Origin of the sequence: Kitasatospora sp. NPDC002040 (assembly GCF_040296785.1) — a bacterium.
Taxonomy (GTDB): domain Bacteria; phylum Actinomycetota; class Actinomycetes; order Streptomycetales; family Streptomycetaceae; genus Kitasatospora.
Window position 1 is genome coordinate 72,842 of sequence record NZ_JBEOXV010000011.1, and the last position, 18,775, is coordinate 91,616.

Annotated in this window: 20 protein-coding genes; 14 read left to right on the forward strand and 6 right to left on the reverse strand. The window is 71.8% G+C overall.

Annotation, left to right across the window (positions count from 1 at the left end):
* Positions 1-222 precede the first annotated feature (222 nt).
* A complete protein-coding gene (locus ABT118_RS22790; protein ID WP_350671923.1) occupies positions 223-873 on the reverse strand; it encodes a TetR/AcrR family transcriptional regulator in 651 nt (216 codons plus the stop codon).
* 125 nt (positions 874-998) lie between these two features.
* Here ABT118_RS22790 and ABT118_RS22795 point away from each other — a divergent pair, with 125 nt between their 5' ends.
* The 4 genes from ABT118_RS22795 (at position 999) to ABT118_RS22810 (ending at position 4,863) form a co-directional block, all read left to right on the forward strand.
* Entirely contained in the window at positions 999-1,694 is a 696-nt protein-coding gene (locus ABT118_RS22795; protein WP_350671925.1) for a hypothetical protein, read from the forward strand.
* Positions 1,695-1,814: 120 nt separating this feature from the next.
* Positions 1,815-2,807 carry a hypothetical protein gene (locus ABT118_RS22800; RefSeq protein WP_350671926.1) on the forward strand — a complete coding sequence of 331 codons (993 nt, stop codon included), beginning with the start codon at positions 1,815-1,817 and terminating at the stop codon, positions 2,805-2,807.
* A 511-nt stretch (positions 2,808-3,318) separates the two neighbouring features.
* The gene (locus ABT118_RS22805) at positions 3,319-4,035 is read left to right on the forward strand and encodes a transglycosylase family protein (RefSeq protein WP_350671929.1); all 717 of its coding nucleotides are present in this window, start codon (positions 3,319-3,321) and stop codon (positions 4,033-4,035) included.
* Positions 4,036-4,476: 441 nt separating this feature from the next.
* Complete coding sequence (locus ABT118_RS22810; protein ID WP_350671932.1) at positions 4,477-4,863, forward strand: CPCC family cysteine-rich protein; 387 nt, start codon at positions 4,477-4,479, stop codon at positions 4,861-4,863.
* Positions 4,864-4,925: 62 nt separating this feature from the next.
* On the opposite strand, the gene purN is transcribed toward ABT118_RS22810, so the two are convergent.
* The 4 genes from purN to ABT118_RS22830 form a co-directional block, all read right to left on the reverse strand.
* Positions 4,926-5,543 (reverse strand): phosphoribosylglycinamide formyltransferase, encoded by a 618-nt coding sequence (gene purN / locus ABT118_RS22815; RefSeq protein WP_350671935.1) that lies wholly within the window; start codon positions 5,541-5,543, stop codon positions 4,926-4,928.
* Positions 5,540-5,923, reverse strand: a complete 384-nt coding sequence (locus ABT118_RS22820; protein WP_350671937.1) for a hypothetical protein — start codon at positions 5,921-5,923, stop codon at positions 5,540-5,542. Before ABT118_RS22820 ends, purN begins: the two co-directional genes overlap by 4 nt.
* Positions 5,924-6,722: 799 nt before the next feature.
* Positions 6,723-6,962, reverse strand: coding sequence for a hypothetical protein (locus tag ABT118_RS22825; protein WP_350671938.1), 240 nt, complete (start codon positions 6,960-6,962; stop codon positions 6,723-6,725).
* A gap of 388 nt (positions 6,963-7,350) precedes the next feature.
* Positions 7,351-9,480: a hypothetical protein gene (locus ABT118_RS22830; RefSeq protein ID WP_350671940.1), complete on the reverse strand. Its 2,130-nt coding sequence runs from the start codon at positions 9,478-9,480 to the stop codon at positions 7,351-7,353.
* 205 nt (positions 9,481-9,685) lie between these two features.
* On the opposite strand from ABT118_RS22830, the gene ABT118_RS22835 reads away from it, so the two are divergent.
* The 9 genes from ABT118_RS22835 to ABT118_RS22875 all read left to right on the forward strand — a co-directional run bounded on the left by ABT118_RS22835 (position 9,686) and on the right by ABT118_RS22875 (position 15,867).
* Positions 9,686-10,048 (forward strand): hypothetical protein, encoded by a 363-nt coding sequence (locus ABT118_RS22835; RefSeq protein ID WP_350671941.1) that lies wholly within the window; start codon positions 9,686-9,688, stop codon positions 10,046-10,048.
* Positions 10,049-10,387: 339 nt separating this feature from the next.
* A complete protein-coding gene (locus tag ABT118_RS22840) occupies positions 10,388-11,149 on the forward strand; it encodes a hypothetical protein (protein WP_350671943.1) in 762 nt (253 codons plus the stop codon).
* Between the two features lie 115 nt (positions 11,150-11,264).
* Positions 11,265-11,777 (forward strand): hypothetical protein, encoded by a 513-nt coding sequence (locus ABT118_RS22845; RefSeq protein WP_350671945.1) that lies wholly within the window; start codon positions 11,265-11,267, stop codon positions 11,775-11,777.
* Positions 11,778-11,995: 218 nt separating this feature from the next.
* Positions 11,996-12,145 (forward strand): hypothetical protein, encoded by a 150-nt coding sequence (locus ABT118_RS22850; RefSeq protein ID WP_350671947.1) that lies wholly within the window; start codon positions 11,996-11,998, stop codon positions 12,143-12,145.
* 171 nt (positions 12,146-12,316) lie between these two features.
* Positions 12,317-12,580 (forward strand): hypothetical protein, encoded by a 264-nt coding sequence (locus ABT118_RS22855; RefSeq protein ID WP_350671949.1) that lies wholly within the window; start codon positions 12,317-12,319, stop codon positions 12,578-12,580.
* Entirely contained in the window at positions 12,555-13,076 is a 522-nt protein-coding gene (locus ABT118_RS22860; protein WP_350671951.1) for a DUF6879 family protein, read from the forward strand. The genes ABT118_RS22855 and ABT118_RS22860 overlap by 26 nt, the downstream gene beginning before the upstream one ends.
* Positions 13,077-13,100: 24 nt before the next feature.
* Positions 13,101-13,949, forward strand: coding sequence for a helix-turn-helix domain-containing protein (locus ABT118_RS22865; RefSeq protein WP_350671954.1), 849 nt, complete (start codon positions 13,101-13,103; stop codon positions 13,947-13,949).
* Between the two features lie 159 nt (positions 13,950-14,108).
* Positions 14,109-14,522: an ATP-binding protein gene (locus tag ABT118_RS22870; RefSeq protein WP_350671956.1), complete on the forward strand. Its 414-nt coding sequence runs from the start codon at positions 14,109-14,111 to the stop codon at positions 14,520-14,522.
* Between the two features lie 211 nt (positions 14,523-14,733).
* Positions 14,734-15,867, forward strand: coding sequence for a methyltransferase domain-containing protein (locus ABT118_RS22875; protein WP_350671957.1), 1,134 nt, complete (start codon positions 14,734-14,736; stop codon positions 15,865-15,867).
* A 188-nt stretch (positions 15,868-16,055) separates the two neighbouring features.
* Here ABT118_RS22875 and ABT118_RS22880 read toward each other — a convergent pair whose 3' ends face one another.
* Positions 16,056-16,526: a hypothetical protein gene (locus ABT118_RS22880; RefSeq protein ID WP_350671958.1), complete on the reverse strand. Its 471-nt coding sequence runs from the start codon at positions 16,524-16,526 to the stop codon at positions 16,056-16,058.
* 589 nt (positions 16,527-17,115) lie between these two features.
* Here ABT118_RS22880 and ABT118_RS22885 point away from each other — a divergent pair.
* The gene (locus ABT118_RS22885; RefSeq protein WP_350671960.1) at positions 17,116-18,705 is read left to right on the forward strand and encodes an RICIN domain-containing protein; all 1,590 of its coding nucleotides are present in this window, start codon (positions 17,116-17,118) and stop codon (positions 18,703-18,705) included.
* Positions 18,706-18,775: the final 70 nt, after the last annotated feature.

Below are 18,775 nucleotides of genomic sequence, written 5' to 3' on the forward strand. Positions count from 1 at the left end.
CACCGAAGAGTTCGGCGCGCCTCGTGTCGACGCACCGCCCGGAAACATACCCGCGGCCGCGGGGGCCGACCGCTGCGGTGCGGAGCGCGTGGAGCGCGGACGCGGCACGCGCCCGCAGTCGCGCCCCGACGAACCGGTGGAAGTTCGGAGGACTCCGGGCCGGGCGCCGGAGCGGGGCTGTCGCACTTCTGGGAAGCGCACGCAGCCGGGCCGGATCTGGCTTCAGGCGTTGGCGTTGCGGGGTCGGTCGGGGGTGAGGAGGTAGGTGGTGGCCATGTCCGCGAGTTCGTCGGCGTACCGGCCTCTGGCCGCCTCGCCGGTGGCGGCGTCGGGACGCACCGAGTTGTGGAAGCTGGCGCCGAGGATGGCGCGGGCCGCGGTGTCCAGGGCCGCCTGGGGGTCGGAGCGGCGGATCTGGCCGGTGTAGGGGGCTGCGGCGTCGAGGAGGAGGCGGTGGAGTTCGGTGATGGTGCGGGCGCCGCGGTCCAATGACCGCGCCCCTCGCGTGCGCAGGAGTTCGGGGAAGAGGCTGCTGCTGTCGGCGAAGGACTGGAGCAGGGCGTGGGCGTAGGCGTCCATGACCCCGGACAGGGAGGGCTCGGCGGCGCGCAGCCGGTCGGCCACGTACGTCTCGCGGCGTTCCAGCATCTGCTCGGTGAGAGCGGTGACCAGTTGGTCCTTGTCCTCGAAGCGGCGGTAGATGGTGCCGACGGCGACGCCGGCGCGCTGGGCGACGCCGGCGATGGTCATCTCATCCAGGCCCGAGCTGGAGGCGATCTCCTCGGCGGCGCGCAGGACGCGGGCGAGGGTGGCGGCGCTGCGGGCCTGCTGGGGCTCCCGGTAGGGGGCCGGGCGCTCCGGCTCGTCGGTCATGTCCCGCATGGTATCCGCGCATCCACGCCGCTCTCACCTGCTCCTTTGACATCCGGTGTGCTCCTCGGCGTACTCTCCTGATGCGAACGCGAATTCACATTCGCATCCTACTCGGAGGTTGGACCATGACCGACACCCAGACGCCCCCGCCCGTCACCGTGACGCTGGCGGCCGGCCCCACCGGCACCGGCAGCATCGACGACTTCGAGCTCTTCTACGCCCGCCGCGCCCTGGGCCGCTTCCGGACGCTGCTCGGCCGCCAGGGCCTGCTCGACCTGCTGGCCGCGGACATCGAGCAGGGCAACGCCGTCCTGCGCGAGAGCGCCCGTACCTCCGACGGCGCCTTCAAGGCGGGCACCACCGTCCTCGAAACGAAGGGACTGGCCTCGGGCGAGTTCCTGGCCTGGATGGACCAGGCGTTCGCGGGCGACGAGCGCGCGCTCCTCGCCGCGCACCCCGAGCACTACGTGATGGGCACCGATGAGATCGGCGCGCGGGTGGTGGAGAACATCGGCCCGCACGTCGCCGACTTCTACATGGGCGGCTGGGGCACCGACGCCCTGGCCTGGGCCGAGGACGCGGACGAGCTGCGCCCGGAGGCGGAGTTCCCGCGCAAGATGTCCTCCAACCTCTTCCTGGCCGACGGCACCGTGGTGGGGCGGGCGCTGATCCAGTTCGGCGACACCGCCGACGGCTTCACCGCCGACCTGACCGTCTACTTCCCCCGCACCTGCCCGGACGAGGTCCTGGAGCACCACCTGCGGCACTACGCCGTCGAGTTCCGGAACTGGATCGTCGCCGCCGCGGCCGCCCGCGCCTGACACCCCCGGCCGGACGCCGGGCCCGCCCCGGCGTCCGGCCGACGCCCCGCGCGATCCTCACCCGCCCCACCGGACGGCCGCCGGCCCCTCGCGCACCCCGAAGCAGAGAAAGACCCCACGATGTCGAACCACCCCCTGTCCGCCACGGGACGCAAGCTGACCCTGGTCGTCCTCGGCCTGGCCGCGCTGGTCACCGCCATGCTGTGCGCCTTCGCGCTGCCCTCGCTCCACAGCGGCCCCCACCGCGTCCCCATCGGCGTCACCGGCCCGCAGGAGAGCACCGAGGCCCTCCGGCAGAACGTCGACGGCGACGCCTGGAAGGTCCGCACCTACCCGACGGCCGAAGCCCTCCAAGCCGCGGTCAAGGACCGGGACGTGGCCGGCGGCCTCGCCGTCACCGACCGCCGGGTCGACCTCTACACGGCCACCGCCGGCGGCCCCTCCGCCACCGCCGCCCTCACCGCTCTCGGCGACACCATCGCCGCACAACAGGGCACCCGGGCCACCGTCCACGACCTGGTCCCGTTCACCCGGGACGACCCCCGCGGCGCCGGCCTTACCGCCGCGCTCCTGCCCATGATCTTCGGCGGCATCTTCCCCGCCCTCATCCTCAGCAGCGCCTTCCCCGGCCACCGCGGACTGCGCACCCGCGTCGCCGGAGCCCTCCTGTTCTCCGTCGTGGCGGGCGCCGCCATCGCCGCCGTCCTCCAGTACGCCACCCACTCCGTCGACGGGAACTACTGGCTCACCGCCACCGGCCTCATCCTCGGCACCGCCGCCCTCTCCACCACCCTCCTGGGTCTCCAAGCACTCCTCGGCGCCGCCGGCTTCGCCCTCGGCGGCGCGCTCATGATGCTCCTGGGCAACCCCCTCTCCGGCCTCGCCACCGGACCCCACTGGCTCCCCACCGGCTGGGCCGACCTCGGCCAACTCCTCCCCCCGGGCGCCTCGGGCAGCCTCCTGCGCTCCAACGCCTTCTTCAACGGCACCGGCGCCGCACTCCCCGCCCTCACCCTCACCGCCTGGACCGGCCTCGGCATCACCCTCGCCCTCTTCGCCGACCGACGCGGACGGCGGGCCGCCGCCGGCCGCCCCGAAGCGGGTCCCGCCTGAGGGCGTGGGGCCGACTTTCGGGGACTCGCAGAACCGGTTCGGGGGACGGTTGTGAGGGGGGCCACCGCGGGCTGCGCCGAATCCGACGGTCCGTGTCCGTGTCCTCGCGGTGGGTCGACGGTGTGCCCGGCATCGCCACCCGTGCGGGGTGACGCCGGGCACATCGGGGCCCGGAACGCTCCTCCGCAGGACCTGCCCGGCCCTTGAAATCAGGGGCCCGGTCCCGCCCGTACCTTCGGTAACCCCGCTCTGACCTGCCGCTTCACCGAAATGCTTGCCCCCGGGCCCCGATCGCTCGTAGCTTCGTAACCAGTGCACAGCGCACCACCCGGGTCCACCACCCGCAGCCCCCGCCCACCAAGCGGCCGGGCACACGCGGCGAAGGTGACCGGGGCGGCACACCACGTCGGACACGTGAACAGCCGCCCGTGACGTGCGACATCCCGCAGTACACCCCCGCCAAGCGGGGGCGGCTGCGTGCTGTCCGCCCGGGGCTTCCGAGAGGATCTGCATGACCTTCCGTAACGAGACCACCACTGCCACCACCACCACTTCCGCCAAGCGCAACCGCCTGCGGATGGTCCTGATCGGCGGCGCTGTGGCCGCCCTCCCGGTAGCAGGCCTCGTCACGGCCACCTCGGCCTCCGCCGCGTCCAGCTCCACCTGGGACTCCGTCGCCCAGTGCGAGAGCACCGGCAACTGGAACATCAACTCCGGCAACGGCTTCTCCGGCGGCCTGCAGTTCACCCCGAGCACCTGGGCCGCCTACGGCGGCACCCAGTACGCCGCCTCCGCCGACCAGGCCAGCAAGGGCCAGCAGATCGCCGTCGCCGAGAAGGTCCTCGCCGGCCAGGGCCCCGGCGCCTGGCCCGTCTGCTCCGTCAAGGCCGGCCTCACCAAGGGCGGCGCCGCGGCCCAGGTCGACACCTCCGCTGCCGCCGCCCCGGCGAAGTCCACCAAGTCGGCGGACCAGACCACCAAGGCCGCGCCGAAGAACGACACCACGGCGGCCTCGCGCAGCACCGAGCGCAAGCCCGTCGAGAAGACCGCCCCGGCCGCCCCCGCGCAGAAGAGCACCGGTGGCAACTACACCGTCAAGAGCGGCGACACCCTCAACGCCATCGCCGCCGCCCACGGCGTGAACCTCAACACCCTCTACACCAACAACGCCGCAGTCATCGGTGGCGACATCGACCTGATCCTGCCCGGCCAGCTGCTCAGCATCTGACCCGACAGCCGGTACACGCATGCGACGAAGCCTCCCTCGCACCGACCCCGGTCGGCGCAAGGGAGGCTTCGTCGTATCCGCGACGTGCACCCGGGCGGTGTGATCAGGCGAAGCGGAACACCGGCCGGGCACCAGGCCCCTCCCACCGGGCCGGTTGTCGACCGCGCCTCACTCCAAGGCAACCTGGCCAACGCCCAAGAACACGCCGGTCGTAACGGGGTCACGGTGTAGGTTCCGAGTTCCGCTGTCCAACAGGACAGCAGCGACCAGCATGGCTTCGACGTTCCGCGCTTGTGTCACAGGATCGCGTTCCCAGGAGTACCGGCCAATCCTCGCTACGGGTGATTTTGGTCAGGACTGGACGCGGTCGTTCCCTCGTCAACAGGTGCCGTTCCTGGAGCCGATTCGCGGGGAGTCGGCGTGGCCGGGGAAACTGGGCCGGTGAGTAGTCGTCGTCCTTGTCCTTGTTGTGGCCATCTCGTCTTCGATGCCGAGGAGGGGTGGCCTGGGTCGTATTCGATCTGTCCGATCTGCTTCTGGGAGGACGACGCGATCCAGTTCCGGTGGGCCGGCATGGCGGGTGGTGCGAACCGGACGTCGCTGATCGCCGCTCAGCAGTACTACCAGCAGTTCGCGGCATGCGACGCGGGCGGTATCCCGTATGTCCGACCTGCCGGCGGCGATGAACCCCTCGATCCGAAATGGCGACCCATCGATCTGGCCCGGGACTCCTTCGAGGTCTGGGGTGCACCCGATTCGGTGCCTTGGCCAAAGGACCTGATGGTGCTGTGCTGGTGGCTGCCAGAGTTCTGGCGTCGAAGCCAGTGAACGCGCTGCGGTGCCTCCAGGCGACGTGTCCAATTGGGCATCTGCCTGAGGCACGATGCCGTTCAGCTGCGCTCGTGCCCCTGCGAGCGCGCGGTTCGGGCGGCCCACTGCCGCACCACGGCGGGAAGCAGATCGTGCTCGACGGCCAGGACCCGGGCGGCGAGCGAGTCGACGGTGTCGTCCGCCAGCACGGGCACCTCGCGTCGCGCGATCACCGCGCCCTCGTCGTACTCGGCGGTGACGTGGTGGACCGATGCCCCGCTCACCTGGTCTCCCGCAGCCAGCACCGCCCGGTGGACGGCGTCACCGAACATCCCGTGACCGCCGTGGCGGGGCAGCAGCGAGGGGTGGATGTTCACCACCCGGCCCGCGAAGTCCTGGAGGGTGCGCGGGCCGAGCTTCCTCAGGAACCCGGCAGTGACCACCAGGCCGACCTCTCGTTCGGCGAACGCGGTGCGCATCGCCTCGTCCAGGTCCTCGGGAACCGGGTGGGTGCGGCCCGACAAGTGGCGGGCGGCGATGCCGTGGTCGCGGGCGAACGCCAGCCCGCTCGAGGTGCTGTTGTTGCTGACCACCAGAGCGATCTCGAAGCCGGCGCCGGGCCGGCGCGAAGCCGCGTGCAACGCACGGAGGTTGGAGCCGGCGTGGGAGACCAGGACGGCGACCTTCGGAGTTGTCATGCCGTCACCTCGCGGGCCGCGACGTGGTGCACACGCAGTTGCTGAGCGGCGAAGACGATGAACCGCGCACACTGGGCCAGGCAGCGCAGGTCGAGTTCCCGCTCGGCGGGAGACGTGCCCCCGCCCGCGAAACTGCCGAAGAACGCCTGCCGGTCCACGCCCGAGGTCGAATTGTTCACCATGCCCCAGTCGTCGCCACGGCTGTGATACGCCGCCGAGGTCCGGACATCGATCCCGGCCGCCCGGGTGGCCGGCACGATGTCATCGCGCAGCGCCGCGAACAGTAGCGCCCGCAGCGCCCGGCCGACCTCAGGATTCGGCGCTCCCGCGCCCTCTCCCCTGGCAGGCGAAACCTCATCCAACTCAGCATGAAATGTCACATTGCCATCCTAAGGGTCTTCTCGTACCAGCCCTCATGGCCTCTGGCCGCTGTGACAGGACGCCGGAATCCGGGTTCAGCAGGACATGGGTTCCTGGCATCATGGCGCCCGTGATCACGTGTCGAAAGGCCGATGCCGCGTAGACGGCCACGCGCACTGCGCGCTGAACAGCCGGCCGCCCGCATCTGGGGGCCGACCCCGCCGTTCCGGATTCATGGACTCTCCACCAGGGCGAGCCTGGCCGTGCACCGGGTCGAGCACCTGAGCAACAGCTCCTACATCCACCCAGGTGCCACCAGCTGGGCATTGCGGCGGTACCGCGAGTTCCTCCACCCACCGGGCAGACGTCCGCTCTACCCGCAGGAGTCGCACTGCTCGTGCACCTGGTGCTCCTTCGACGACGTCAGGCACGCACGCGACGTGCTGGAGGAAGTCCTGGAGAGACTGCCGGAACGAGCCCGTGCCGAGCTCGGCAGGCTCGTGAAGCCTCTGGACGCGGTGTTCCTGTGCCGAACTCTGCCGGACCCGTTCGCGCACCGGCGCCAGTGGCGCACACAGCTCTGGTGGTACCGCCGCCTGGCCGACAGATCGGAGTGGGGATGACCGAACCGTGGCCGACCCGCGCCGAGACAGGATGATCACAGCTCCTGGTCAACATGGCTCATGACGGTTCGTCACGCATGGGGCGAATGCACACGTCCCCAAGCGGCCCTCTGGTTGAGGGGCTCCTTCGGCGTCTGACGTCCAGGCCGGCTGAGGGCCGTCCCGGGCGGAGCGTCATGCAGCGGGGTCGCCGGGTTCAGCCATCGCGGCGCTGCTCGTAGCGCGACACCGCATCCAGCAGCCAGGTGTCCGGCCAGCTCGTCCGGTCGACCGGGCCGATGAGGCGGGCGCCTTCCAGGCAGCGGGGGTCGTCGGCACCGGCGAGGCCGCTGACGGCCTTGATACGGACCAGTTGGTCGTCTTCGGTGAGGGAGCCGGCCAGGATGTCGGCGACGGCTGGGCCACGGCCCTCGAACTCGTAGAGCTGCTCGCACACGGTTGCGCGGACGTCGGCGTCGGGGTCGCGGGCAGTGCGGCGAGCACGTCGAATGCGTCGGTCGGCCGATCGGCCCCAGCAGACAGGGTAGGCCGCGGAGGTGATGGGGTGGAGGGCCGGATTCAGGCGCCCAGCGCCAACTCGTCGGACCGGGCTCAAGTCCCAGCGCCGCCGCACGCCCCGCCGGGACTCGCCAACGGGACGATCGCGGTTTGGCTGTGCCGCACCGGCATCACACATCGGCCGTTCTGCAAACGGGACCGCCCGAACGTCCCATGCGACGGCTGAGAGGCGAACTTGTCGGCCGGCCGGTGCGCGGACGGGCGCAGTGGCTCGGCGAGGTCGAGCTCGGCGCCGGCCCACGCCGGTGGCCCGCCGTCACGGTCGATCAGGCTGGGAGCAGCAGTCGGGCCCGGGCCTGGAAAGCCAGGTCCTGATCGATGATCAGGTGTTCCAGCCCCGACCGGACGACGCGCCCGTCCCCTTCTGCCAGGGTGGTCAGCCGCCGTAGCTGGTGCGGATTCAGGGTGTGCGTTTCCAGGGCTGCCAACGCCTCGCAGGCGCCCATCGGATCTCCGCCCCGTTCGGCTGCGGTCAGTACGGCTGTCACCAGGGCGGTACGGTCGAGGGCTGCCGGATCTGCCACGGCTGCGAGGGCCAGTGCGGCCGCGGGGGCCTGCCTGGGGTCTTCGAGCATGGCCTCCAGACGGTGCGTCAGGGGCCGCCCGGCGGTGCCGAAGAGCACTGCACACCGGGCTGCTCGGGCTGCGGACCACCCCGACCAGGTGCTCTCCGCGGCGCGCAGCAGGACTGTGTCCAGGATCGCCACCACGGTCTCGGCGTCCTGGGTCAGATGCCACAGTGCTCCGGCCAGCGCGGTGTCCGCGTCCAGCACGGGGGTGCCGCCCTTGTCGGCCGCTGTGCTGACGGCGGTGCGCAGTGCGGGCAGCAGCGGCGCGGCCCGGAGTCCGAGGGTGGCGGCGATGGCGGCCGCCTCCCTGACCTGATGGGCGCCGCCGCCGAGCTGCCGGGTGAGGTGGGACAGCAGGGTCTGGTCCTCGCCTGTCAGTTCGGACAGGGCCCGTGCCGCTGGGAGTGAGCCCGCTGCGGCGGCCCGCAGTGCCGTGGCCGCCCGGTCCTGCTCGGCCGGCCCCGCGGTGGTGGCGACCGCGCCGAGCCCCGTGGCGGCGTGGGCCGGGAGTTGGGGCAGCGCTGCGCACAACTCCGGCAGGGCCGGAGCGGCTTCGGCGCCCCAGGTGGCCAGGAGCTGGGTCAGGTGCAGCGGTTCGTTGCCGGTGAGGGTTTCGGGCTGGGTGAGCCGTTGCCGGACGGCGTCGAGGAGTTCACCGTCGTACGGGACCACGGTGTCGCCCAGCCCGCCGAAGCCCCCGGCGGCGGTGGCGAGCGCACGGGGTCGGCGTCCGAACGCGCGGGCCAGCAGCGGGGCGGCCTGGGCGGGTGCTACCCGGACCAGGGCGTCCAGGGCCCGGTCGGCGAGGTCGTCGTCCTGCTCCGGGGCCCGGGCGGCGAGCGGTTCCAGGATCGGCGCGGCCGCTGCGGCGGCAGGGCCAAGTTGGCCCAGCAGGGCTGCCATCCCGATCACCGCCTCGTCGTCGACAGCGGCCGCGACCAGGCCGGGGAGCAGTTGGGCCGGCGCGCTCCGCGAGAGCTTGCAGGCCTGCTCTGCGGACCACAGTGCCTCGGCCCGCACCTCGGGCCTGCTGTCCCGCAGTGCGGTGTCGAGCAGGGCGAAGACGGCGACCCGGTCTGCGGCGTCGTCCCGGTTCAGCAGGGTTTCGACGATGACGGACAGCGGCTCGTGGCGGGTGAGTTCGAGACGGTCCGCCATCAGCGGGTCGGCGGGCAGGAGTGCCAGCAGCGCGGTGGAGTGATCCGCTGTCCAGGGCAGGTCGGCGTCAAGGATCGCGAACAGGGCCGCCAGGTGGAGCACAGCCGGCCCGGTGTGCGCCAGAACGGTCCGGGCCTGGGCGGCGCCGAGGGCCGGATCGAGCCGGGAGATCCCGGCCAGGAGGTCCGCCCGTACCAGCGGGTCGGCCTCGCGTTCCCAGCGGGCGCGGAGCGCCGTGAGGACCGGGTCAGCGGCCCGGGTGTGGGCCACGGCCCAGGCGGCACGCTGCCGGACCTTCGGATCGTCACTGCTCAACATCGTCAGCAGCAGGTGAAGTTGGCTCGCAACGGCGGCGCGCACCGTGCCTGGCTGCACGCCGTGTTCGTCCTCGCTCTCGGCCAGGCCGCCGAGCAGCTCCAGCACGGCTGCCGTCCGTATGCCGGCCGCCGCCGTCCGGGTCAGGAAGGGCACGACCTCGGCGCTGGCGGGGTAGACGGTGCCCTGGTGGAGCACGCAGCTGTAGAGCTCGGACAGTGCTTCCGAGGCGGCGTCGTCGGGCCCGGCGAGAACGCGCAGCAGCGCCGGGAGGTCCTCGGCGCTGCCGTAAGCGTGTGAGGTGGCGGTCCAGGGGTGGGCGTCCAGACCCTTGAGCGCAGGTGCGAGTTCCATGCCGGGCATCGTTCCAGAGCCCCCTGACACCGGTCGTCCCGAGGCCAGGGTGTACGCCCAAACAGCTGCGGACCACGAACCCCCGTAGAGTCGGCCTTCGCCACCGTGCGCCTGCGCGCGCGGGCGGCCATCTGGTCGCCCTCGTCCGCACCGACGCACGGTTCACGAAGGGGCACTTGGTCGAACACGGGGAGATCGCAGCCTGATGGACACACCCGAGCCGCTGACCGCCGAAGACCTCGCCAGGATCGAGGAACGTGCCGAGGCCGCCACGCCTGGCCCCTGGCACGTCCGGGAGCTCGACGACGACGATGCCATGAGCCTGGTCGCCATCAGCACCGTCCCCGACACCGGTCATGGTGAACGCTGGCCGGACTTCGACCACCAGCAGATCGTCGCCGCCACTCTCATCCAGCAGCCGCGCTACGTCGACGTCGCGGACCAACGCTGGGATGAGAACGCCCGGTTCATCGCCGACGCCCGCCAGGACATCCCACGGCTGATCGCGGAGATCCGACGCCTCAACCGTCGGCTCGAAGGCAAGGACCAGACCGCCGAACCGAGCTGACCTGCGGTCCGGCGGCCCGTCAGACGGACGCGAAGGCATCTCGGTTGCGCTCGACGGTGAACCGCTACTGGCAGTCGTTCCTCCGCCGCTTCGACCTGAAGCACACCTTCCGTCTGCTCAAGCAGACCGTCGGCCAGACCCATCCGCGCCTGCATGTCCAGGCGACGCGGAACTCGGCCCGCAGGAACTCTGGAGTTGCTGTGGCTCATGCGGCGGAACCGCTGAGCCCAGGAGCTCGGTAAGGACTCTTGCAGTCGGGTGGTCCAGACCACCAGTATTGGTCCGGGCCAGAGCGCTTCAGGTCGCCGAAGTCCCCCACCTTCGAAGGGAGCGCGGTCCATGCCCGGACCCGTTCGCGCACCACTCCGAGCCCTGCTCGCCGCAGCCGTCCCCGCCGCCGCCATCGCCATCGCCATCGCCATCGTGGCGCTCACCGGCACCGGCACCGTCCACGCGGCGGACACCCCACTGCCCGCCCGGGTCCTGGCCGCGTACGTCGAGGCCCAGGCCGACGACGGCTTGTCCAAGCTCGCCTCGCAGTCGGGTGACAGGTATCAGACGAGGGCCTTCCTCCAAACCGCCGCCTCCTCCTCCCCGTCGCCCTCCGCGTCGAGTGTCCAGGTCCCCGCCATCCAGGTGCAGGTCAGCCCGTCCTCGGGCACGGTGACCGCCGGCTCGTCGACCACCGCCACCGTGAACACGGCCATCATCAACAACGGCTCGAACACGTCCATCGCGATGACGGTCAGCGGCGCTCCTGCGGGGGTCACCGCCTCGGTCAGCCCGTCCTCGGTCAACGGAAGCTCCAGAGCCGCCCTGTCGGTGTCGACCGTGTCCACGGTCGTCCCCGGCACCTACACGCTGACGGTCAAGGGCACGCTGACCGGCACCTCGGCCACGTCCTCCGCGACCTACACGCTCACCGTGACCGGCACCGCCCCGACGTGCTCCACCGCTTCCTGGGTCGGCACGCAGGTCTACACCGGTGGCAACACCGTCTCGTGGAAGGGCCACCAGTGGAACGCCAAGTGGTGGACGCTGGGCGAGGAGCCCGGCACCACCGGTCAGTGGGGCGTCTGGCAGGACCTCGGTGCCTGCTGATCTGCACGCGTCGCTGTGGGTGCCGGTCGGGTTCGGGAGCCGGAGCGCGGAGGCAGAGCCGGCCTCTGGGCGGTCCCCTGTCCGTGAACGGGTAGCGGGCGTAGCGTCGCTGGTTGTGGATGACGGGGTGGACAAGGTAGTTGTCGGGCTGCCGGCCGAGTGGCGGCTTCGGAGAGCGCTGTCGGCAATTGGGGCCGGTACGGTGGTTGCGGCGTGGTCGGCGGCCTACTTCGTGGGGCACCCCGGTGTCGCCGCACTGGCCTCCGGCGTGCCGGTCACGGTGGTGATCCTGTTGGCGTGGTTCGGGGGGCGAGTGGTGCTGACCCCGTCCGGTCTACGGTTCCAACTGATGTTCGTCACCGTGCACTTCTGCCGCTGGGCGGAGGTGAGGGACATCGAGTTGATCGCGCGCGAGGCCAGTGGGGGCGGACGCGGACGCGGCGGCCCGATGCCGGGTGAGGTGACCGAGGAAATCCTCGTGCACCGGCACGGCCGCGACACGAAGGGCCGCACCCGCGAACCCCTGCGCGTGCCGACCCCGTACCGGTTGCGGTGGGCCCCGCAGCCGGGATTCGCTGCCGACGCCGATCGGATCAAGGCCTACTGGCTGTCCCGCACCTCTGTGTGACCCCTTCGGCCGGCGAGCGGCCATCAGCCCGGCCCGGAGCGCAGCCTGACACACCGACATCTGACGGCCCGGCACGGGCGGCAGCGCAGCAGCAAGCCCGGCAAGCCCGGGACGGCGGGCAGGCGCAGCAGCATCGCCAGGCGCAGCGAGCCGAGGCGGAGCAGGTTGCGATTGAGCCACTGGCCGATTGGCCCGCCGACAGCCTTGGAAGCATGTGCATGACCGGGGTGGACCTGCTCTTCCTGGCAGCCACGGCAGCCGCAGCGATGACCCAGCACGCCTTCGAGCTGTACCTCGCCCGGGCCCGCCCGGCGTTCATCCGGCGTCGCCCCCACGAACCTGCCCACGAGGTCCCGGTGGGTGCCTAGCGTGTGCTGCCATTCCCGACGCAGCACGGAGGCATCGTAAACACGTCTCGGGTCCGAGCCCGGTCGGGAGGCGCGTGCCGTTCGGCTACGCCCGTGCGCTCTTGACGGGTCGTCACCGGTGGGTGGAGCGTCGTGCAAAACCGTGCAACCGACTTGGTACGGGAGGGCATCATGACGCTACGGTTCAGCGGGGTCGACCCCAACACCGGCGATGACGAGAGCCCGATGGTGTGGGTGGACGACGAGGCCAAGGAACTGGTTCTCCAGGGCTTCAAGCCCGCTGAGGAGCTGCTGACCATCATCGGTGGTACGCAGTGGGTGCCCGGTCACACCGTCGGTACCCCCGACCACGAGAACGTGACCCGCATCCCACTACGGATGGCGGCGATCATCAGGAAGGCGCTCGACGATGCCGAACGTGCCGGACTTCTCTGAGCTGCTGGCAGGCGCCCGGCACTCGGCGGTGCACCTGGAGATGCGGGACTCCTACTGGGTGGAGAAGGAGAAGGGCCCCTTCGCCGAGTGGCAGGCCGGTGTTCGGCTCGACCGCGACGACCGCGCGACGTGGTGGCGGCCCTGGCTCGACCTCATCGCGGACTCCGTCGCGCGCGGTGTCGAGATCCGCCGCGCGCGCATCGTCTCCGAGCCGGTGACCGAGTACATCCGGTTCGAACACTCGGGCACCTTCACCAACATCGCGGCCGGCGAACAGGTCCGCTGGCTGCCCCGGCGCCTCGCCTCCGATCTCGCGCTGCCCGGGAACGACTTCTGGCTCTTCGACGGCCGCCTGGTGCGCTTCAACCACTTCACCGGCGACGGAACCTCCGCCGGACCGGAGATCCGCGACGAGCCCGCCGTCGCGAAGCTCTGCCAGGACGCGTTCGAAGCCGTCTGGGAGCGCGCGATCCCGCACCAGCAGTACACCGTCTGACGCCCGGACCGGACGACCAGTTCCGTGCCCGCCTCCCCGTCCTCCAGCGCGCAGGAAGCCCGCCTGGCCGTGGCCGCCAGGCTGCGCGAGATCATGCAGGACGCCGGCCTGAGGGGGCAGCAGCTGGCCGCCCGGTGCGGGTGGAACGGCGCCAAGACCTCCCGCATCATCAACGCCCGCACGGCCCCCTCCGACGCCGACATCCGCGCCTGGTGCCGGGCCTGCGACGCGGACGGCCAGGCCGACGACCTGATCGCCGCCAACCGCGCCGTGGACTCCATGTACGTCGAGTGGCGCCGCCTCACCCGCACCGGCCTGCTCCGCCTCCAGGAGTCCGCCGCCCCGCTGTACAAACGCACCCGGCGCTTCCGCGCCTACTCCTCCCGCGTCGTACCGGGCGTCCTGCAGACCGAGGCCTACGCCACCGCCCTACTGGCCATGGTCGCCGACTTCCGCCGCACCCCCGACGACGTCGCCGCCGCCGTCCAGGCCCGCCTGGCCCGCTCCCGCGTCGTACGCACCGGCCACCACCGCTTCGCCATCCTCATCGAGGAGTCCGTCCTCTACTACCGCCTCGGCACCGCGGAGACGATGGCCGAGCAACTGGAGCACCTACTGGCCGCGATGGCGCTGCCGGCCGTCTCGCTCGGCATCATCCCCTTCACGGCGACCCGCACCATGTGGCCGGTGGAGACGTTCAACATCTTCGACGACGGACAGGCCGGGGTGGAACTGCTCTCCGCCCAGGTCACCATCACCACCCCGAGCGAGCTCGCGCTGTACGCGAGTGCCTTCGACCGGCTGCGGGAGTTCGCGGTCTACGGCGCCGAGGCCCGGACCCTGATCACGCGGGCCGCCGCCGCCTTGGGGTGAATTCCTGCAAACGCGTGCAAACGCGTTGAGGCGCAGCACCCCCGCTCCCTACCGTCGATCCGTCGTAGCCTGTCGCCGACGACGAGAGAGCGGAGTACCGCCGTGATCGCACGTCCCGAGCCCAGCGTCACGACTGCCCTTGTGGCGTCGGGCGGGCCTGTGGCGGCTGGGCCCGGCAAGTCGACCAGTGGCCGTGTCCAGTCGCATCTGCCGTACGAGCCGCAGTCCGCGGCCGCCGCCCGCCGCCTGGTGCGCACCGCGCTGCTCGGCTGGGGCCTGGCCGAGCTGATCGACGCTGGAGAGGTGGTCGTCAGCGAGCCGGTGGGCAACGCGGTGAAGACCGGCTGCCGCCTCACCATGACGGTCACCCTTCAATGGACCGCCCTCCGGTCGGTGCGGATCGGCGTCCGGGACGGCTCCCGGGCGATGCCGTGCCGGGTCGACGCCGGGCCGGCCGCCGAGTGCGACCGCGGCCTGGCGCTCGTGCACCACCTCACCGAAGGCCAGTGGGGCGTCACCGTCGAGCCCGACGGCAAGACGGTGCACGCCGACTTGTGCACCCGCCCGGCGTGAACGCTTCGGCGGGGTCGGCCCTCTACTCCTCCCGCGCTGGGGAGGGCAGCATCAGCACTGACGAGAAGGAGACCGGCATGGACGTCGGACCAGTCCGTACCAGCGGTGGCGGGGGTGAGGGGGACAAGCTCCCCGGCACCCCGTGGACGCCGCCCCCGGAGCCGCCTTCGCCGGACGGCGGCCCGCCGCCCGGGGACGGAGGCCGGCGGAAGTGACGCTCGCACCTGAGAGCGAGGGCCGCCCCGCGCCGGGGCGGTCCTTCCCCGTCGCCGAGGCGTGGGTGCCGGCCTTCGACGCTGTCCCGCGCTCGCTGTTCCTGCCCGACCTGGTGTGGGCGCACGACATGGCCACCGGCACCAACCGGCCCCTCGACCGCACCGAGGACGAGGCGGCCTGGCTGGCGGCCGCGGATGCGGACATCCCGGTCGTCACGCAGTGGGACGACGGCGAGCACCAGGGCGCCGAGCCCGGGACAGTGCCCACCAGCTCCGCCTCGCAGCCCTCGGTGGTGGCCTCGATGCTGAACGACCTTCAGGTGGAGCCGGGGATGCGGGTGATGGAGCAGGGCACCGGCACCGGCTGGAACGCGGGCCTGCTGAGCTACCGGCTCGGCGACGCCAACGTCACCACAGTGGAGATCGACGCGGCCGTGTCCGACCGGGCGAACGCGGCTCTGACGGCGGCCGGCTACCGCCCGCAGGTCGTGTGCGCCGACGGCGCGGCTGGCCATCCGGCCGGGGCGCCGTACGACCGGATCATCGCCACCTACGGCCTGCGCTCGATCCCGCAGGCCTGGATCCAGCAGACCCGCCCGGGCGGGCTGATCCTGGCGCCGTTCGGCACCCACTACTCCAACGCCGACGCCCTGGTCCGCCTCACCGTCCACGGCGACGGCACCGCGAGCGGCCCGTTCCTGCAGCCGGTGGAGTTCATGAAGATGCGCTCCCAGCGCCTCATCTGGCCGAAGAACCCGCCGGACGGCGGGACCGTCACCGAGACCACCACCACCGCTGTGCTGCCCGGCCACGGGAAGTTCGACCCGTTCCCGCTCGCCGCCGGCCTGCGCCTGCGCGACATCGTCCACGCCGTCCAGCCGCACGAGGACGGCACCCGCACCCTATGGCTCTACTCGCTGACCACCCCCGCCTGGGCCGCCGCCACCTTCCGCGACGGCCAGGACGCGCACCAGATCCACCAGTACGGCGGCCGCCGCCTGTGGGACGACTTCGAACACACCCTCACCTGGTGGCGCGGCGCGGGCGAGCCCGGTGTCGACCGGCTCGGCCTCACCGTCACCCCCGACGGCTGGCACACCTGGCTGGACGACCCGACCCAGCCGATCTGACCGCACACCCTCCCAGCGCTCTTGACCGGCCCCGAGCGCCCCGACCAGGGCGCGCGGCTGCGCCTGCTCCACACCGCCCGACACCTACACCCCGGCGGCCCGGGCTCCGCACGGTGAAGCCCCCGGGCAACCGGGCCCGTACACAGCCCGGCTGCCCAGCCCGGTGGTTCTGAGCTTGAGCTCTAACCTCACGCGAATTGGTTCCCCAGGACGACCAGCGCCAGCAGGAGCAGCGTCTTGGTGTCGCCCCTGCGGATGTTGGTGATGATCTGGTCCCGGCCCGCGAAGTTGCCCCGCACCTTGTTCCCGCTGCCCTGGACGGTGACGCCCTGCCCGGAGTTGAAGTGCTGCGCCGGCACCACACCCCGTCCGGGCGCTGCAGGCGCCTCGGGCGCCGCCGGCGGCAGGGAGCCGGCGAGCAGCAGTACCAAGGGCTGATCGTTCGTCATCACGGCCACCAGAGCCGTCTGCAGGCCGGCCTGCGCCGCAGGCTCCTGCGGCGCCGCCTCGAACTCGCTCACCGCCGAACCCAGCCCGGCGCCGGTCAGGCGGGAACGGACCACGTCACCGAGGAGCGAAGCCGTGGCAGTCCCCGCCCCCGTAGCGGCGGCCGTCAGGAACTGGACTACGGCAGCAGCAAGTTGATCCAGCACAACCATCAAAGATTCCCCCGGGGCAGCGAATGGGCAAGCCCAGCACTGCCCCGGAACCACCCCGGATATCCCCGTCGAACCGGCGCCCGATGCCGCGGCTCCTCACGACCTCACCTGACGGCCCGCACGCCCTCACCGACACGCCGCCTCAGTGCCGCTGACAGCCGGCTGACCTGCGCGGAGCGGCAGGCACAGCAGCAGGGGCAGGGGTGGCGGCCCAGTGGTCAGCGCCCTGGGGCGGGCAGCGGCCTGACCGGTCGCCACCCGCCGCAAGGCCGTGGGTTCGGCCAGCGGCATACGGGGTCCGGCCAGTTTCGAGGAACGTGCCGTGAGGTCTTTTGTTGATCTTTACGCTGGCGGCTGCGTCGGCGCGCCGTGTGCCGGCCGGGGAGGGGAACCTGCGGTGACGGATCTGCGGACGTACCACTACTACGCCCTGCATGAGGCGGACAGGCGAAGGGGCGGCTGGGCGGTGTCGGTGGTCTCTCCGGAATCGGGCGAAGTCCTGGGCACAGTGGCCGGCGAGCGGCCGGGGGGCGATCTGGGACGGGGTTTCCTGTGCGCGGACTCCCGGGGGACCAAGCTGTACGTCGGAGTGAACGACGGCCTGTACCTGGTGGACACTCAGACCCTCACCGCGATACCCAGCACCGTACAGCTGCTGGACGAGCCGGAAGAGGACGCGGACCAGACGCCCCGCACCGGGCCGATCCTGGAGGAACCGGTGTGGGACGCGGTCATCGACCGCCGGCGGGAGCGACTCTACGTCGCGGTCGGCAGTGGCGGTGTCGTCGAGATCGACACCACCACCAACACCGTGCTGCGCCGGCTGAAGAGCGACACGCGCTACGCGGGCGTCGCAGTCTCCCCCGACGGCACCCGGCTGTACGCGGGCAGCTCCGAGGGCGCCCCCACCCTGACAGTGCTGGACCTGGCCGACGGCAGCGTGACCGCCACCCTCCAGCTGGCCGCGCTCGAGGTCGGGGTGCTGCCCGACGTCAGCCTCGCACTCAACGAGGACGGAACACTGCTGTACACCTGCCACGGCGGCTACGACGACACCCTGGCCGTGGTGGACACCACCACCCTGACGATCGCGGCCCGCAGGAGCGGCCGCGTCGCAGCGGTGTGGCCGGGCGGTGACGGCCAGCGCGTCCACACCGTCGTCGACAACGGCAACCAGGGCGTCGTCCTGGCGGCCCGGACCCTGGAGAAGATCGGGGACTTTCCCCTGGCCCCGGCCGGCGACCAGTCGAAGCCGTGGATCACTGCGATGACCGGCGGCCCGGACGCCGCCCTGTGCCTGGCCTCCTACAGCGGGTTCGTCATCGCCACCCCCGCCGGCGAAGGCCGGTGGGAGCACCAGAAGGTGACGACCGAGGACCTCACGTGCACGGCGGTGGTGGCAGCCGCACCCACCCGCTACCGGGCCCCGGCACCCGCGCGGCCCGCCCGCACAGTCGGCGTGATCAAGAAGCGCACGACCATCCTCTTCCACCGCGCCGAGTCCGGACAGATGGCCGAGAGCACCTACGTCGGCGGCAGCTTCCCGCCCGGCGAGCGGCTGCCGGAGACCACCGAGGTGGTCCAGGGCAACTACGCGAGGGGCCGGCAGGCCACCTACATCTGGTACCCGGTGCCGGGCATCATCGGCGGCAGCTACAAGTACTTCTACTACGTGCCGTTCTGGGGCATCTACATCGACGGCGACGACATCACCTGGGACGACGCGGCCAGCGCCGCCATCCCCGCCCAGGCCGGCCTGGTCGCCCGGCACAGCGGCAAGCCCGTCGAGATCACCGGCGGCACCGGGGCGACCGACGACGGCGCGAAGGCGCAGCAGTGGGAGCGCCGCGACGCCGACAACCAGCGCTTCGCCCTGGAGGCGGTGCAGGACGGCTTCTACCGGATCACCGCCCGGCACAGCGGCAAGGTCCTGGAGGTCACCGACGCCTCCACCGACAACGGCACCCCCGTGCGGCAGTGGGAGTGGGACGGCGGCACCCACCAGCAGTGGCGCCCCGAGCCCGTCGGCGACGGCTTCTACCGCCTGGTCGCCCGCCACAGCGGCCGAGTCCTGCAGATAGCCCTCGGCAACGACGGCACCCGCAACGGAGCTCCCGTACGCCAGCAGGAATGGGCCAACGCCGACCACCAGAAGTTCCGCCTCGACCCCCAGATCTGACCACCCGAATCCGGCAGGACCGCCCGTGCCGGGTCGGCACGGGCGGTCTGCTCGGGCGGTCTGCTCGGGC